At 39.7% G+C, this 17,452-nt stretch carries 13 protein-coding genes and 1 other RNA gene; 3 read left to right on the forward strand and 11 right to left on the reverse strand.

Features of this window, described 5'->3' with window-relative positions:
* The 8 genes from HMPREF2987_RS07220 to HMPREF2987_RS07255 all read right to left on the reverse strand — a co-directional run.
* Positions 1 to 847 (reverse strand): N-acetylmuramoyl-L-alanine amidase family protein (locus HMPREF2987_RS07220; protein WP_257375160.1); only part of this gene is annotated, 847 nt, incomplete at its 3' end.
* Positions 848 to 1,077: 230 nt separating this feature from the next.
* Positions 1,078 to 1,767: a response regulator transcription factor gene (locus tag HMPREF2987_RS07225; RefSeq protein WP_075229954.1), complete on the reverse strand. Its 690-nt coding sequence runs from the start codon at positions 1,765 to 1,767 to the stop codon at positions 1,078 to 1,080.
* A 12-nt stretch (positions 1,768 to 1,779) separates the two neighbouring features.
* The gene (gene gndA, locus HMPREF2987_RS07230) at positions 1,780 to 3,204 is read right to left on the reverse strand and encodes an NADP-dependent phosphogluconate dehydrogenase (protein ID WP_075229955.1); all 1,425 of its coding nucleotides are present in this window, start codon (positions 3,202 to 3,204) and stop codon (positions 1,780 to 1,782) included.
* Between the two features lie 76 nt (positions 3,205 to 3,280).
* Positions 3,281 to 4,744, reverse strand: a complete 1,464-nt coding sequence (locus HMPREF2987_RS07235) for a cell division site-positioning protein MapZ (RefSeq protein WP_075229956.1) — start codon at positions 4,742 to 4,744, stop codon at positions 3,281 to 3,283.
* Positions 4,745 to 4,756: 12 nt separating this feature from the next.
* Positions 4,757 to 5,914 carry a THUMP domain-containing class I SAM-dependent RNA methyltransferase gene (locus tag HMPREF2987_RS07240; protein WP_075229957.1) on the reverse strand — a complete coding sequence of 386 codons (1,158 nt, stop codon included), beginning with the start codon at positions 5,912 to 5,914 and terminating at the stop codon, positions 4,757 to 4,759.
* Between the two features lie 82 nt (positions 5,915 to 5,996).
* Positions 5,997 to 6,377, reverse strand: an RNA gene (gene rnpB, locus HMPREF2987_RS07245) — RNase P RNA component class B.
* 18 nt (positions 6,378 to 6,395) lie between these two features.
* Positions 6,396 to 6,725, reverse strand: a complete 330-nt coding sequence (gene gpsB, locus HMPREF2987_RS07250; RefSeq protein WP_075229958.1) for a cell division regulator GpsB — start codon at positions 6,723 to 6,725, stop codon at positions 6,396 to 6,398.
* Between the two features lie 69 nt (positions 6,726 to 6,794).
* Positions 6,795 to 7,322, reverse strand: a complete 528-nt coding sequence (locus HMPREF2987_RS07255) for an SLOG family protein (protein ID WP_075229959.1) — start codon at positions 7,320 to 7,322, stop codon at positions 6,795 to 6,797.
* Positions 7,323 to 7,389: 67 nt separating this feature from the next.
* Between HMPREF2987_RS07255 and recU the strand changes: the two genes are divergently transcribed.
* Both recU and pbp1a read left to right on the forward strand, forming a co-directional pair.
* Positions 7,390 to 7,986, forward strand: a complete 597-nt coding sequence (gene recU / locus HMPREF2987_RS07260; RefSeq protein ID WP_075229960.1) for a Holliday junction resolvase RecU — start codon at positions 7,390 to 7,392, stop codon at positions 7,984 to 7,986.
* Positions 7,983 to 10,139 carry a penicillin-binding protein PBP1A gene (gene pbp1a, locus HMPREF2987_RS07265; RefSeq protein WP_075229961.1) on the forward strand — a complete coding sequence of 719 codons (2,157 nt, stop codon included), beginning with the start codon at positions 7,983 to 7,985 and terminating at the stop codon, positions 10,137 to 10,139. Before recU ends, pbp1a begins: the two co-directional genes overlap by 4 nt.
* Before the next feature lie 277 nt (positions 10,140 to 10,416).
* Here the strand turns inward: pbp1a and HMPREF2987_RS07270 are convergent, their stop codons facing one another.
* Positions 10,417 to 12,399: a peptide ABC transporter substrate-binding protein gene (locus tag HMPREF2987_RS07270; protein WP_075229962.1), complete on the reverse strand. Its 1,983-nt coding sequence runs from the start codon at positions 12,397 to 12,399 to the stop codon at positions 10,417 to 10,419.
* A 205-nt stretch (positions 12,400 to 12,604) separates the two neighbouring features.
* Here HMPREF2987_RS07270 and HMPREF2987_RS07275 point away from each other — a divergent pair, with 205 nt between their 5' ends.
* Complete coding sequence (locus HMPREF2987_RS07275) at positions 12,605 to 13,087, forward strand: S-ribosylhomocysteine lyase (RefSeq protein WP_004251981.1); 483 nt, start codon at positions 12,605 to 12,607, stop codon at positions 13,085 to 13,087.
* A 58-nt stretch (positions 13,088 to 13,145) separates the two neighbouring features.
* Here HMPREF2987_RS07275 and HMPREF2987_RS07280 read toward each other — a convergent pair whose 3' ends face one another.
* Together HMPREF2987_RS07280 and HMPREF2987_RS07285 are read right to left on the reverse strand one after the other, a co-directional pair.
* On the reverse strand, positions 13,146 to 15,248 hold the full coding sequence (locus tag HMPREF2987_RS07280) for an ATP-dependent Clp protease ATP-binding subunit (protein WP_075229963.1): 2,103 nt from the start codon (positions 15,246 to 15,248) through the stop codon (positions 13,146 to 13,148).
* A 582-nt stretch (positions 15,249 to 15,830) separates the two neighbouring features.
* The coding region (locus HMPREF2987_RS07285; RefSeq protein WP_075229964.1) for a pyruvate formate lyase family protein at positions 15,831 to 17,452 on the reverse strand (1,622 nt) is incomplete at its 5' end.

Below are 17,452 nucleotides of genomic sequence, written 5' to 3' on the forward strand. Positions count from 1 at the left end.
GGAGATAGTACCACTTGTTACCAAGATATTGCCAGCCTGTCTTCATATCGCCATTTTGAGCATCTAGATAATACCAAGTTGAGTCTTCCTGATACCAACCAGTTGCCATGGCTCCTGATGAACGGAGATAGTACCACTTATTGCCAATTTGCTTCCAACCAGTTTGCATAATGCCAGTTTCTGGGTCTAGGTAGTACCATGGAGCCGCTTTTATTTCCTCTTCATCATATAGAAGAGAATAATCCTTGGCCCAACCACGCACTGGCTCCCCAATCGTTAAACTGTTGATACGAGCATCAAAGCCACCACTCTTCTGTAAATAATACCAATGGCCTTCGTCATAAATCCAACCTGTCTCTAAAGAATGATTTTGATTAAAGTAATAGTTCGTGTAAAAACTCTTCTCTTCTTTATCTTCCGGATTTGTACGTTTTTCCCCATACTTTCTTCCAACACTGTCTTTAGTTTTAACCTCTAATGCTTTCCAACCAACAAACTCTTGTAGCACTCCATTTTTGTCAAAGTAGTACCATTCTGGCATTGGGGAACCTTCTAATCTGATACCATTTGGGTAAGGACCAATTGTACTACCTTTAGATGGAAACGGAATATATTGCCAGCCGACAACCATCTCTCCAGATAAAGGATCAAAATAATAGTACTTACCATCAATCACTCGCCAGTAGGTTTCTTTGAGTTCCCCCTTCTTGTAGTAGGTTCTACCATTTTCTTGGACAAATTGCCAGCCTTCCGAATCAGCATCATCCGCAAATACTGCACTTGTCGCTAGCAAACCAAAGAAAAAGACTGCTAATGCGATTTGCATTAATTTTTTCAAAAATTTCATTCTTTTATCCTCCAAAATGATTATAGCAAATGTTTTTGTTTTTATCAATATATTAAGTTTAAACCAACAAGAATCTACTCAAAGTTTGCTTTGAACTTGAAGTTAAGACTGACCAATTTGTTTAAAAAATAAACTGATAGACAGCACAGCCAAGCCTCATGAAATTTCCGATGAAGAGGTTCGTTTATTTTAAAGATCAAAAAAAGCAGTTACACAACTGCAACTGCTTTTTATTCCTGCATGGTATAACCAACACCACGCACTGTTTTGATGTAGCTCTTTTGACCTTTTACATCAATCTTGCTCCGTAGATATCGGATATAGACATCTACGATATTGGTCTCTGTAGCACTTTCATACTTCCAGACACTCTCTAGCAATTGTTCACGAGTTAAGACTTTCTTACTCCCCATGAGTGTAGCTAAGAGGTCATATTCACGACGAGTGAGAGCAATCATTTCATCACCACGATAGACCGTGTGATTTTCAACATCAATCCTCAAATTTCGGTAAGCCGTTGGCACCTTCATCTGATTACAATGCTGATCAATGAAATCACGTCCACGGAAAATCGCTGAAATTCTCTCAACCAAATTTTCGATAATGACTGGCTTATAGATGTAAGAAACTGCAAACCGCTGAATGACTTCCAGCTCTTCTTGCAAGTCCTCCCAATGATCCAAGATCATGATGACAGAAGCAGGTTTAGTTCGACTCAGCCTTTCAGCAAAGTCCCGAGCCGTCATATCTCCCAGATTAAAGTTCAATAAAATCAAATCATAATCTGTCTGAAGAGCCAGAGAAAGGGCTTTTTGCCCCTCCTCTACTAGATCAACCCGATAGTGCTCTTTCTGGAGTTCCAAACTTAAAAAATGAGCTAGATTTCTTTCTTTTTCAAGCAATAAAATCCGTTTCTCCATAGCTTGGCCTACTTATTTTTCATCGTACCAAGAATAGTGGAAGGTTCCTTCTTTGTCTTTACGTTGGTAAGTGTGGGCACCAAAGTAGTCACGTTGTGCTTGGATCAAGTTAGCTGGAAGATCAGCTGAACGATAGCTATCAAAGTAAGTGATGGCTGCTGAGAAGGTTGGAACTGGTACACCAGCTTGAACCGCAAGACTTACAATATCACGAACCGCTTGTTGGTATTTAGCAGTGACATCCAAGAAGTACTCATCCAAAAGAAGGTTAGCAAGGTCTGCATCACGGTTGTAGGCATCTGTAATCTTTTGCAAGAAACGAGAACGGATGATGCATCCATCGCGCCAGATAGATGCGATGTCTGCAAATGGCAAGTTCCAGTTATTTTCTTTAGAAGCTACACGCAATTGCGCAAAACCTTGTGCGTATGAAATAATTTTTGAGAAGTAAAGGGCTTGGCGGATTTTTTCAATCAACTCAGCCTTGTCTCCTTCAAATTTGAAGGCAGCTGGTTTTGGAAGTACCTTGCTAGCGTGTACACGTTCTTCTTTATAAGTTGAAATGTAGCGCGCAAATACTGACTCAGTAATCAGTGACAATGGCACACCAAGGTCAAGAGCTGATTGGCTAGTCCATTTACCAGTTCCCTTGTTTCCAGCAGCATCCAAGATGTAGTCTACGATTGGACCATCTTGACCTTCGTCGTCTTTGCGTCCAAGGATATCCGCAGTGATTTCGATCAAGTAGCTGTCTAATTCGCCTTTGTTCCACTCAGTAAAGATTTCAGCCATATCTTCTGCAGAAAGACCAAGCAAGTGTTGCATAAGATCGTAGCTTTCTGCGATCAATTGCATATCACCATACTCAATACCGTTGTGGACCATTTTCACATAGTGACCAGCTCCATCAGGACCGATGTATGTCACACATGGTTTTCCATCTTCTGGTGCTTTAGCTGAGATTTCTTCAAGAACGTCAGCTACCAATTCATAAGCTTCTTTTTGTCCACCAGGCATGATAGAAGGACCTTCAAGGGCACCTTTTTCACCACCAGAGACACCAGTACCAATAAAGTTGATGCCAGAGTTAGCCAACTCTTCATTACGACGGATGGTATCTTTATAGAAAGTATTGCCTCCGTCAATCAAGATATCGCCTTTATCCAAGTGTGGAAGAAGGGCTTGGATCGTAGCATCTGTACCAGGTCCTGCTTGAACCATGAGCATGATACGACGTGGTTTTTCGATTGAATTTACAAAACTTTCAACGTCATAGCTTGGTACAAATTTCTTTTCAGGATGGCAAGCAATTACATCTTCAGTTTTTTCTTTACTACGGTTGTAGATAGCAACTGTGTAACCACGAGATTCAATATTAAGGGCAAGGTTACGACCCATTACGGCCATACCTACGACACCAAAGTTAGCTTTTGTCATGTGACACTCCTCTTATTTAATATGTTTTATTTTATCATGTTTATCTGTGAAAAGAAAGAATTTTGTAACAATTTGACTAGTAGTCTAAGTCATCCGCATGTCCAGATCCATTTCCTACAAAATATCCTGTCTTACAGTTAAGGGTAAAGAGATAGGTACCATCCGGTCTATACAGATTGTAATATCCATTACCATTAACAATATTCACAGGTTCCAAAATGTATTGGTTACCCGTGATGTAGCCACGCGCACGTGAGGTCGCAAGGATTTGCTCCAGAACACCATCCGTAAATTCCCAAGCAGGATTACTGCTATCATTAATAGCTGCTTGGTTATAAGGAACACGGCTAACACCTCTTTGTAGATTGACGCCATCACTTGATAATCCACTATCAAGGATATTGTTAGCCGAAGCAGATTCACCAGTGGAAGTTGATGGGCTAGTGGAGTTGCTAGCATTACTTTCAGTAGTTGAACTTGACTCTGTTTGATTCGATGAGCTTGCTTGACTACTACTTGAACTTGTAGAACTTGAAAGTTGGCTCTTACCAAGGCTAATAGCCTTATCTAGCAGTTTATCAACTTCAGTATTCCCAGTCTTAACTTCGGTAAATTTGGCATCTGCCTTAATCTTAGCATTCGTGTCTAAGACACCATCTGTGATAGCTGGTGTTTCAAACTGAGCATTGACATCTTGAACTGCCTTGATTTGTGTTTCAAGACTATCATATTTTGACTTAACGAGAGTATGCTCTCTCGCTCCTTCAAGTTTATCCAAAAGGGCTTTAAGCTGATTCAATTGGCCAAATTGACTGTTTTTTAAAGCAGTCTTATTTTGGTCAGTATAAAAAGTGTCATATAAACTATTGAATTGATCTAGAATCGCCTGGTTACTTACCAATCCAGCATCAGATGATTGAGACTGAATTTCTTGAGAAGAACGAGTAATTTGACGATAGACATAGTAGCCACTTCCTAAAATAAGAATAATAATTGCTACCACTGCTGATAAGATAAACCATACTTTTTTGTTCTGTGGTTCATCTTCTGCTTGAGAAGAGCGAGACAGGGATTGAAGTTCCTCTTGCGTAGCTTCATCATCCTCAGCCGAAAGGGGTTCTGTTACATCTCCCCCTAGGTTTTTATCCATAACCAAGGTTTCTTCTAGTGGTGGGAGGATAAATTCTGGACTTTCTTTTCCCTCTTCTTCACCAAGGTTCTCTGGTTCAGATACTTCTTCTACTGGTTCTGTCTCTTCTTCAATCGTTTCTTTAGCCTCTTGAAGCAAATCATCTAAACTTTGAAGTTCCTCTTTCTTAGCCTGAATGTTTGCAAATTTGTCAGCCTCGATTTCTTCACGGTGTTGTTTAATGTATTTGTCCAAAATGGTATCATCAGGAGTTACTCCTGCTTCGACTTCTTCATTTTTTCGAATAACCTGTCCAACCGTCAAATCCTTAGCTTCCTCAAAATCAAACTGAGGTTCTTGGGAGGTTTTCTCAGGTTCTACAATTTCTTCTTTTTTATCCTTTGGATCCATGGTAACTCCTTTCTAATCTACGGGGTTTCTTTTAACACGTTGACCAAAATATTGATATAAATCAACTTTCAAAGTACCATTATAGAGTTTTCGTTTTTTATCCGCCTGACTACCATACTTGCTTTCAAAAGCTTCATCACTAGTCAGGATAAACTTACTCCAAGTCTTGAGAGGTTCAAAAACCTCACCCATTTCAGCATAGAGTTTAGTCACTCCTGCATCATCTGACAAACGTTCTCCATAAGGTGGGTTAGAGATAATAACTCCATTAATCTTGTCTGAACGCAAATCCTGCACACGCATCTGCTTAAAGAGAATATCACCAGATACTCCTGCAGCCTGGGCATTTGCTTTAGCAATTTCCACCATACGTCCATCGATATCACAGCCCATGATGTCCAGTTCAATCTCTCGATCTATTTGCTTACTAGCTTCCGTTCTGACTTCTTGAATCAAGCGGTCACTGACCCAGTTCCATTCTTCAAAGGCAAAGGAACGGCGCAAACCTGGAGCCATCTTACGTGCAATCATAGCAGCTTCAATACAAAAAGTTCCAGAACCACAGGTTGGATCAATCAAAGGCTTATCTGGATACCAGTTTGACAGTTGCAAAATCGCTGCTGCCATATTCTCCTTGATCGGAGCCCCACCCTTTTCAGTGCGGTAACCACGCTTAAAGAGACTTGAGCCAGTAGTATCAATCATGACAGTTGCTATGTCTTTAAGAATAGAAACTTCAATCTTGAACTCTGGTCCATTTTCCATGAGAGGGACACCCTCTGGCCGTGCATAATGTTTTTGCAATTTCTTAACAACTGCCTTCTTGGAAATTGCCTGAACACTTGGTTCATTGTGTAATTTCGACTTAACACACTTGGCCTTGGAAATTGGGAAACGGGCCCCAAGCGGGAGATAGTTCTCCCAATCTAAGGCAAAAACACCTTGAAAAAGCTCTTCAAATGTTTTTGCTGGAAATGTTCCCACAACGATTTTGATCCTATCCGCAGCTCTTAGCCACAGGTTAGTTTGGATGATTGCTTTCACATCACCTTGAAAACGAACTCGTCCGTTCTCAACTTGACAATCATAACTAAGATCGCGTACCTCACGCCCAACTACAGCTTCCAAACCCGCCGCAGCAGTTGCAATTAAATTAAATGTTTGTTTCATTTCAGTCTTTTGTAGACCTTTCTTTGTTCACTTTAAAAAATGAGGTTGAGAAAAATGTCTCAGCCCCAACCTATATGCAATTTTCTATAAGCCATGTTTTGTTCCAGAAGTGACTAGGACCACTTCCTTCGATAATCATCTGTCTACCACTAGCAGCTCTAGCTGATAGCAGTCAGAGTACTACGTTCGTTTCCGCGCACTCCATGCCCCGACCAAAATTTGGGTTGCTAGCTTGAGGGGTTTACCGCGTTCCACTCTCTCCGTTTCCAGAGAGACTCCGTCACTGTGGCACTTTCAAGCCTACTCTGACCTATCAAAAGACTTAGCCATTTCAACTGCCGTAACGATTTCTCGTCCCTAGGCTTATGGTTTCGCCTAGCACAAACACTACAGGCATCACAGCCTGTGCTAGCATGGACTTTCCTCATGAAAAGAAACTCTCTTCACGCGATTATCCAAAAATTGCACAACAAAGTCATTCTTAGAAATCAGAATTATCCAAGATTTGTTTGCCAAATACTTCTTTTTCAAGACGATTCAAACGTTTCAAAATATCAAAGTTTGTCATTGAAGTCGTACTTCCAAGCTCTGCTGATTCAGAAGCTACTGGTGTCACTTGAGGTTTTTTCGACAATTCTTCCTTCAACTCAGCAATTTCCATACGTAGTGACTTCACTAGTGCAGCATAAGTTTCATAATCCTTGATGACATCATCCAAAAATTCGTCTACTTCTGCTTTACTGTATCCACGTACTTCTCTTCCAAATTCCTGTTCAAAAATATCTTTCGCTGTAAAAATAATACTTGCCATGTCTCTCTCCATTCTCAGTTGCTAGTATTATTATATAAAAAAAGGCAAACAAAAAGCAAGGTCAAAGGCTCAATTTTCGGAAAAATTTTGGGCTACTTCATTCAATTCTTCAAATGTTAATCTTTTTGTAACAAAGTTGTCTTTCTTTTTCATCAGTTCGTAAAAATATCTCAGTTTTGTTTCATTTTCCTCTTCATAAAAAAGATAGGCCCCATCTGTATTTTCAAGCAAGAAAAGCTGATAATCTCTTAATTGTCCCTTATGTTCATATTTGGGATAAGCATACTTGACAAAATCAACCTGCTTAAATTCACTAAGTTTGACTTGATTCCCCTCATTCCAATTATTTCCATGAGTTTCAAAATCAAAAATAGTTGCTAGTTGGAAACCAAAGTCAGCTTTCATTTCTTTGGCTACTTCTAAAACCCAGTATTCAAAGCCCAATGTCCCTGTAAATACTAGCCATTTGAGACCATCTTCTGCTAGTTTTTCTAAATCACTACGAATTGCTTTTTTGATAATTTTTAGACGAATATCCTTGTCATTAAATAATCCTAGATCAAAGGAAGAATAGCCTAAAATCAAGGCTGTATGCATTTTTTCACCCTTTCTGTCTACGTTTATGGTATAATAGAGTGATGTTATTGTACCAATAAGGAGAACTATGGTCAACTATCCGCATAAGATTTCATCGAAAAAAAGGCAGCTCCCCACTTCACAAACTAAAAATTTCGCAAATCGTGGGATGTCCTTTGAAAAGATGATTAACGCTACAAACGACTATTATCTGACACACGGTTTGGCTGTCATCCATAAAAAGCCAACTCCTGTGCAGATTGTCCGTGTAGATTATCCGCAACGTAGTCGTGCTAAAATTGTCGAAGCTTATTTTAGACAAGCATCTACAACCGACTATTCAGGAGTTTATGAAGGATTTTACATCGATTTCGAAGCTAAGGAAACCAAGCAAAAACATGCTATTCCGATGAAGAACTTCCATCCTCATCAGATTCAACATATGGAACAAGTCCTTGAACAAAAAGGGATTTGCTTTGTCCTTCTTCACTTTTCTTCTTATCAAGAAACGTATTTATTGCCGGCATTTGACCTCATCCGTTTTTATCATCAGGATATGGGGAAAAAGTCTATGCCGCTTGACTATATCAGAGAATTCGGTTTTGTGATTGAGCATTCCGCTTTCCCACAAATTCCTTATCTCGATACAGTCAAACAACATTTACTAGGTGGTAAAACAATATGAACAAACAAACTATCTTGCGCATCGTTAAATACCTTAGCATTGGCTTGCTAAGTCTATTTATCGCAGCTTTCCTGCTTGGTGGTGGTGTCTTTCTATACTATGCAAACAAGGCTCCTGAACTTTCGGAGAGCAAGCTTGTTGCAACTACTTCAAGTAAGATTTATGACAGCAAAAATGAGCTAATCGCTGATTTAGGCGCTGAGCGTCGTGTCAACGCTCAAAGTAGTGACATTCCTACTGATCTTGTCAATGCGATTGTCTCTATCGAGGATCACCGTTTCTTTAACCATAGAGGAATTGATAGCATTCGTATAGCAGGAGCTTTCCTTCGTAACCTTCGAAGCAATAGTGGTCTTCAAGGTGGATCTACCCTGACCCAGCAGTTGATTAAGTTGACTTACTTTTCAACATCAACAGCGGATCAAACTCTATCCCGTAAAGTTCAAGAAGCATGGTTAGCCATTCAATTAGAACGGACAGCAACCAAACAGGAAATCTTGACCTATTACATTAACAAAGTCTACATGTCAAATGGTAACTATGGTATGCAGACTGCTGCAGAGAACTATTATGGCAAGGATCTAAAAGATCTTTCTATTCCGCAACTAGCACTCTTAGCAGGTATGCCACAGGCTCCAAACCAATACGATCCTTATTCACATCCTGAAGAAGCTCTTGAAAGACGTAATCTCGTCTTGTCAGAGATGCAAAAACATGGTTACCTCACTGCTGAACAATATGAAACAGCCATCAATACACCAATCACTGATGGACTTCAAAGTCTAAGATCTGTTAATAGTTATCCTCAGTATATGGATAACTACCTTAAAGAGGTTATTGACCAAGTAGAACAAGAAACAGGTTATAACTTATTAACAACGGGAATGGAAGTCTATACAAACGTTGACCAAGAGGTACAAAAACGCCTTTGGGACGTCTACAATACTGACGAATACGTTGACTATCCAGATGATGACCTTCAAGCGGCTTCTACTATCGTGGATGTCACAAATGGTAAAGTCATTGCCCAACTCGGTTCTCGTCATCAATCAAGCAATGTATCCTTTGGTATTAACCAAGCGGTGGAAACCAACCGTGACTGGGGTTCAACCATGAAACCAATCACAGACTATGCTCCCGCACTTGAGTATGGCATCTATGACTCAACAGCATACATGCTTAAAGATGCTCCTTACAACTATCCAGGTACAAATATTCCTGTTTACAACTGGGATAAATCATATTTCGGAAACATTACCCTTCAATATGCCATCCAACAATCCCGTAACGTTACAGCAGTTGAAACGCTTGAAAGGGTCGGATTAGACCAGGCTAAAACTTTCTTAAATGGGCTAGGAATTGATTACCCAACTATGGTCTATGCTAACGCTATTTCAAGTAATACAACTGAATCAAATAAAAAATATGGTGCTAGCAGTGAAAAAATGGCCGCTGCCTATGCTGCTTTTGCCAATGGTGGTATCTACCACAAACCAATGTATATCAATAAAGTTATCTTTAGTGATGGTAGTTCAAAAGAATTTTCTGACGCTGGAACTCGCGCTATGAAGGAAACAACTGCCTACATGATGACAGAAATAATGAAAACTGTACTTACCTACGGAACAGGACGTGGTGCCTACATGTCCTGGTTACCTCAAGCAGGTAAGACGGGTACATCTAACTACACAGATGATGAAATTGAAAATTACATTAAGAGATACGATTATGTCGCACCTGATGAATTGTTTGTAGGATATACCCGCAAATATTCAATGGCGGTTTGGACAGGTTATTCAAATCGTCTCACTCCAATCGAAGGAGATGGATTTAGAGTAGCGGCCAACATCTATCGCTCAATGATGCAGTACCTTTCCGAGGATGATTCCCCTGGTGACTGGACGATGCCAGAAGGAGTTTATAGAAGTGGAGAATTCGTCTTCAAAAACGGAGCACGAAGTAACTGGATTCCACAGTCAACTCAAGCAAGTACAACAACTGAGAGTTCAAGTTCAAGTTCCACAACGGAAGCCCAAGCTCCTTCTGCCGAAAACACGAACGGCACTACCAATCCAAATGCCTCAGTACCAAATACAACTACAAATACTCAACAACAAAATCCAGCCCCACAAAATACACAAGGGCAACAATAAAACATGATTAAAGACCTGAGAAATATAGCTCAGGTCTTTTCTTGTCCACTACTATAGAAGGAATCCAAAATGTTAACAATTGAATGCAAAAAGTGAGAGTGGGATAGAAATCGGTAATTCGTTAGAATTCGATTTCGTCGTCCCACCTCCGCACAGTTGAGTAGGGCTGTAAAAGCTGATGAAATCAGCGTAGTAGAGACCACTCAACCACTGCGTCTTGCTCGACAATCCAAAGACAATTGAGAGGCTAGGAATTTTGTCCCAGCCTCACCAACTATTATTTCACATGGTTTGCAAGATCTTCTTGCGTTTTTTTATTAGATTCTTCTTTTTCTTTCTTCCATTTATCTTGAGCTTTTTGATATTCATCAGCAGTTACTGGTTTATCTTGAAGTTCAAGGTACTTGTACAAGAGGGCTTCACTCATACCCTTGTTACCTGAGTATGCAAATGGAAAGGTGAATGGTACCATCTTAGACAACATTGGACGTCCAGTTTGAGAAGTTGTTGGGATAATCAAAGCGCTATCTGTCAACCAAGCTTGGGCAGCAGCATATTTATCATAACGTTTTGAAACATCTGTGTCTTCATTGCCAGCTTCAACAACCATCTTTTCGTAATCTTCCAAACCAACTTGTTTGGCAGCAGCGTTGTTTGTACCAGCATCAAATCCTAGATAAGTCTTAGTATTTTCACCAACAGATGGTTTGATGATATCAAGGTAAGTAGATGGGTCAATGTAGTCTGGAGACCATCCAACGTTATCTGAGAGATCCCAATCTTCTCCAGCAGCTGTTTCAGCAAAGTAGGTAACATTTAAGACTTCATCTTTTTGAAGTTGTTGAATATCAACAACGACATTGTCAGTTCCTAAAGTAGCTTCAAGTGACTGTTTCAATGATTGAACACGCTGAACTTTAGTAGTATTAGTTTGATCAACTGGCATATCCAAATGAATTGGGAATTGAACACCTTCTGCTTGGAGAGCTGTCTTAGCTTTAGCAAATTCTGCTTTCGCTTTTTCAGGATTGTATAGACCATCTTGAGCGTCGTCTAGATTCACATCTTTCCACTCGTCACCATAGGTTACCAATTTTTCTTTAACTAAGTCACCAAAGTTTTTACCATCAGCTTGAACAAATGTTGGTGGTACGAATAAGTTACGAAGTAGTTTTGTCGCTCCACTTTCTCCATTGACTTGAGAAGCATAAGCTGTTCTATCAAAACCAAAGGCGATGGCTTGACGGAAGTCTTTGTTTAGGAGAGCTTTTTTAGTTGAAGTTTTTTGCTCATCTGTAGTCTTAGAGGTGTACTTGTAAGACTGACGATCAATATTTGTCCCAACTAAGAAAGTTGCAGAATCTTGTGGTGTATAAACGATGTTATCCTTAAACTCTTTTTCAAGTTCAGGATATCCTGCGCTTGTTGGGAAGAGACGAGCCATTGAGAAGCCGCCATCCTTAAAGGTGTCTGCAAGTTTTCCTGTATCTTGACCATCCCAGAATGATAGTTTTACTTTATCAATATGAACATTGTCCTTATCCCAGTAGTTTGGATTCTTTTCAAATTCTACTGAAGATTTTGCAACCAATGATTTCAACAAGAAAGGACCGTTGTAAAGAATACTGCTTGGATCTGTCGCTTTTGCAAAATCTGCTCCCTTAGAATTCAAGAACTCTTCATTGACTGGTGCAAGAATCCCCATGGTTGTCTTAGAGTTCCAGAAGCTTTCTGGTTTATTCAAAGTGTATTGAACAGTTTGATCATCAATTGCCTTGATTCCAACTTCTGAGAAGTCTTTTACTTCACCTTTTACATAAGCATCGAGACCTTTAATGGATTCTTGAACAAGATAAAGGGCTTCTGACTTATTATCAGCTGCATATTTAAGACCTGTTACAAAGTCTTGAGCTTTCACAGGTGCATACTCTTCACCTTCAGAAGTGTACCACTTAGCATCTTTACGGATTGTATAAGTGTAAGTCAAACCGTCTTGAGATACTGACCAGTCTTCTGCCATAGATGGCACGAAGTTCCCGTAACGGTCATTCTCCATCAAACCGTCAACAACATTACTTGTGATATTAGCAACCGCAGCCTTACCTGTTGTCAGATAGTTGAGGCTATCTGGATCTGTTTCATAAACGTAAGAAAAAGTTTTCTCACCTTTTGCACTAGAGCCTGAACCTGAACAAGCTGCCAAAACACCTGACGCTAACAGAGTCACTCCTGCTAGGGCCATTACTTTTGAAAATTTCATAATAAACTCCTTTTTGACTTTTTATACATTATAGACTCTTTTAAGCTTGCTGTCAATACAATTTTCAGAATTTTTCAAATTGATTTGAAAATATTTTCTTCCTCTATTTCTAATATGAAAATCTTTTTAGGAAAATTTCAATCATTGACATTTATCAACTATAGCTTTATGATATAATGAAAGAAGAAAGTTGAAAGGAAATACCATGTCAAAAGAAGTTATTGTTGAAAGTTTTGAACTAGATCATACGATTGTAAAAGCTCCTTATGTCCGCTTGATTGGAGAAGAGACTGGACCTAAAGGAGATATCATTTCTAACTTTGATATTCGCTTGGTTCAACCAAATGAGGACTCTATCCCTACTGCTGGACTTCATACTATTGAGCACCTCTTGGCTAAGCTAATCCGTACTCGCATCGACGGTATGATCGATTGTTCACCATTTGGTTGTCGTACAGGTTTCCACATGATTATGTGGGGGCGTCATTCTAGCGCTGAAATCGCAGCTGTCATCAAGGATTCACTGAAGGAAATCGCTGAGACAACAACATGGGAAGATGTCCCAGGAACAACTATTGAATCTTGCGGAAACTACAAGGATCACAGCCTCTTTTCTGCTAAGGAATGGGCAAAATTGATTCTCCAACAAGGAATCTCAGACGATGCCTTTGAACGTCATGTCATCTAATAATAAAAAAAGAAACCAGCTTTTAAACTGGTTCCTTTTTTTATTTTAAAATCTTGATTTAGGCTTTTTCACGAATGACCAAAACACCATCTTCCATGTCAGCTTCTAGGTGTTTAGCATCAAGATTATCCAAGTGGAAATCTGTCACTTTATCTCGGATTTGTTGTTCAACCACACGACGGAGTGGACGAACACCCATAACTTCATCATATCCTTCTTCAGTCATGTATTCTTTGGCAGCATCGCTCACTGTCAAGTCAATGTCTTTCTTAGCAAGAGTTTTGTTCACTTCTACTAACATCAAGTCAACAATCTTAGAAAGGTCTTCCTTGCTCAAGTGTGAGAACTCAATCACTGCGTTAAAGCGATTCAAGAATTCTGGACGGAAGTAAGGTTTCAAACGATCCATAAGTTCTGGTTTATCAGCATCTTCTGTCAAGTTAGCTTCGTAACCAAAGCCTGCGTTTGAAGTTGCGATAATCACCGTATTCTTGAAGTTTACAGTGTTCCCTTGACCGTCTGTCAAACGACCATCATCCAAGACTTGGAGGAGAAGGGTGATGACTTGAGGGTCAGCCTTTTCAATTTCGTCGAGAAGGACGATTGAGTATGGATTACGGCGAACACGTTCTGTCAAGGTATTGTTGTTGTCATCGTAACCAACATAACCAGCTGTTGTACCAATCAATTTAGAAACGGCTGTACGGTCGCTATATTCTGACATATCTAAACGAATGATAGCATCTTTAGTTCCGAACATATCAAGCGCTAATTGTTTGGCCAACTCAGTCTTACCAACACCAGTAGGACCTACAAAGAGGAAGCTACCGATTGGACGGTTACCTTCATCAAAACCAGCACGGTTACGACGGATAGCTTTTGCTACTGCTTCAACAGCCTTGTCTTGACCAATAACTTTCGTTTGCAAACGGTGACCCATATCTTTTAAACGTTCGATATCGGTTGCACCCATTTGTGATACTGGGATTCCAGTCATCCGTTCGACAGACTCAGCTACATCATTTACAGTAGCTGTAACCTTGTGATCTTCTGTATGATTAGCAATTTGCTTTTCAAGCTCTTCGATACGGACTTTTGCATTTAGAGCTGCTTCGTAATCTTCTTTAGCCGCAGCTTCTTCTTGTTTAGTTTTTTCCGCTTGAATTTCGTGCTCGACTGCATGTACATCTGTCACTGGGTGTTGTGCTGCCAAGTGAGCAGCTGTCACATCCACAAGGTCAATAGCCTTATCCGGCAAGCTACGTTGTGGAATATATTGAACAGAGTAATCAACGGCAGCTTTCAAGACTTCATCTGGCAAAATAACATTGTGGTGTTGTTGATAAAGATCTCGAATGCCTTGAAGAATCTTGAAGGTATCTTCAGCAGAAGGAGCATTAACCTTCACTTCATTAAAACGACGAGCAAGGGCTGCGTTTTTCAAGATGGTATTACGATATTCATCTTGAGTAGTTGCTCCAATCACTGTCAATTCACCACGGGAAAGAGCTGGTTTCAAGATATCAGCAAGACCTTTAGACCCTTGACCATCACCTGTGCTACCAGCACCAAGGATTTGGTGAATTTCGTCGAAGAAAAGGATAATATTTCCAGCTTCTTTGACTTCGTTTACCAAGTTTTGAATGTTTTCTTCAAAGCTACCACGGTATTGAGTACCAGCTTCAAGTCCAGAAATATCAATCGAGATGATCTCTTTATTCTTGATAGCTGCAGGAACGTCACCGTTCACGATAGCTTGGGCCAATCCTTCTACTACTGCAGTTTTACCAACACCAGCATCACCGACGAGAACTGGATTATTCTTTGTGCGACGAGAAAGAATTTCAGAAGTTTCTTGGATTTCTTTATTACGTCCAATAACCGGATCTAGCTTACCGTCACGTGCTTCTGCTGTTAAGTTACGTCCAAGTTTTGCAAGAATCCCATCTTGTTTCATAGCTTTTCCTTGAACATACTGTGCTTGGTCACTTCCTTCACTTGGAAGTTGACCTGTTTGACGGTAAATCGCGAACTCTTCCGGAGTTACTTCACGGCCGTTAATCAAGTAACGACGATTTTCAGAACTATATCCACGCATACCACCCATTAATTGGTTAAATAAATCATCCATGTTGTTAAAGTTATTAAAGTTGTTATTCATATTTCATACCTCGTTTGTTTTTAAATTTACTTAGTCAAAACAATTTGACTTTCTCTGACCTTTGTTTTAAAAAATTTAGACTAGCTATTTGCTACTCTACGTATAATTTCAGGCTTTTCTTTATCCAATACAGGTTTTTCGATTGGACTTCTAAAAATACTAATGTTAACCATAGGTTGTACCTCTTTTCTAGGTTTTACCCATACTTTGATCTTAAGATAGTATATACAATCACCTTAAAATCAAGGTTTTCTAAGGATTTTCTTATCCTTATGTTCTTAGTATACCACTTTGGTCAGTAAAGGTCAAGTATTTTGACCTAAATTGACTATTATTTTTTTAAAAAATTTATGGTACTGAAGATATTAAATATGAAAATACCTTTTACTTATCTTTTTTCGAGTAAGAGCTGGTTTTCAAGCTTCACTGATGATAAACAGCAATGATTGCCTAACAATGTTGACCTTAGGAAGTGGATTCCTATGTCTAGAAAATAAATTTCCAACTGTAAATTTATAACAATATCTATCAAATCAAAAAAGCCAGTCATCAGACTGGCTCAGTTTTTAGTATTGCTGAATCTTATAGCAATGCATCATCCATTGAAAGAACTTCGTGGAAGACACGTTGTGTTAATTCAGTTTTTTGTTCTGGAGTGAGGTATTTAGTGTTTACACAGTATCCAGAGATACGTACGATTACGTCTTCACCTGACATGATCTTTTCGTAAACATCGTTCAAGTCCATAACGTTCAAGTTAACGTGTTGTCCACCGTTTTCGAAGTAACCATCAAGGATTGTTACCAAGTTATCAACTTGTTCGTCACGAGTTTTACCAAGAGCGCGAGGTGATACTTGAGTTGTCAATGAGATACCATCAGCTGCATAACCAAAGTCAAGGCTAGCAAGTGAGTTCAAGTTTTGCAACCATCCACCTTTAGCTTTGTTAGATGGGTTAGCACCTGGTGAGAAGAATTCAAGTTTAGACAAGTTCACAGAACCATCTTCGTTGAGGTATACACCTTTGTGGACTGGTGAGTTACCAGTTTGTTTAGAGTAAGCAACGTTAGATGTGATTGTCAAAAGTGATACAGTAGCTTCTGCGTCTTTGTAAAGTTTGTGGCTACGTAGACGAGTTGTGTAAGCTTCGATCAACCATTCTGCCAATTCGTTTGAACGTGGGTCATCTTCACCCCAACGTGGGTATTCACCGATTGTTTCGTAATCGTAGATGTAGCCATTTTCGTCACGGATTGGTTTAACTGTAGCGTACTTGATAGCTGACAATGTATCAACAGTGTTAGCAAATCCACAGATACCGAATCCCATGTTAGCACGTTGTTTAGTTGGCAAGAAGGCCATTTGAACAGCTTCGTAGTTGTACTTATCAGTCATGTAGTGGATGATGTTCAAAGCATCTACGTAAGTGTCAGTCAACCAGTCAAGAGATTTTTCAAAGTTTGCTTTAACTGATTCGAATTCAAGAACTTCGTCGCGGATTGGTTCGATGTCAAATACTTTGTAGTCTTTATGAACATCGTCGTAACCACCGTTCAAACCAGTAAGAAGAGCTTTAAGAACGTTAACGCGAGCACCGAAGTACTGGATGTTGTGACGTTGTTCTTCGTTTTCTGGGTCAAGTGGAGACACACAACATGAGATACAGCTCATTTCACCATATCCATCTTTAGCCATTGTTGTAACACCTTCGTATTGGATTGAAGAGTGTTTGTGACTCATGTGCATACAGTAGCGACGGAAGTTGTATGGCAATTTGTCAGTCCAAAGAACTGTCAAGTTTGGTTCTGGAGAGTTACCGATGTTATCAAGAGTGTTCAAGAAACGGTAATCCATTTTAGTAACACGGTGACGACCGTCGTTACCCATCCCAGCCATAGAAGTTGTGATGAAGGTTGGGTCACCTGAGTACAATTGGTCATAAGCTTTTGTACGAGCAAATTTAACTGTACGAAGTTTCATAACGAAATCATCAACAAATTCTTGGATTTCTGATTCAGTAAATGTACCACGAGCAAGGTCACGTTCTGCGTAGATATCCAATACGATTGGCACACGTCCTAGAGATGTAGCCGCACCGTTGATAACACGGCAGACAGCCATGAAGGCAATGTTTACCCATTGGATAGCTTCTTTAACGTTCATCGCTGGTTTGCGAACGTCAACTCCGTAAAGATCACCCAAGC

Source organism: Streptococcus sp. HMSC067H01 (assembly GCF_001814775.1).
Taxonomy (GTDB): domain Bacteria; phylum Bacillota; class Bacilli; order Lactobacillales; family Streptococcaceae; genus Streptococcus.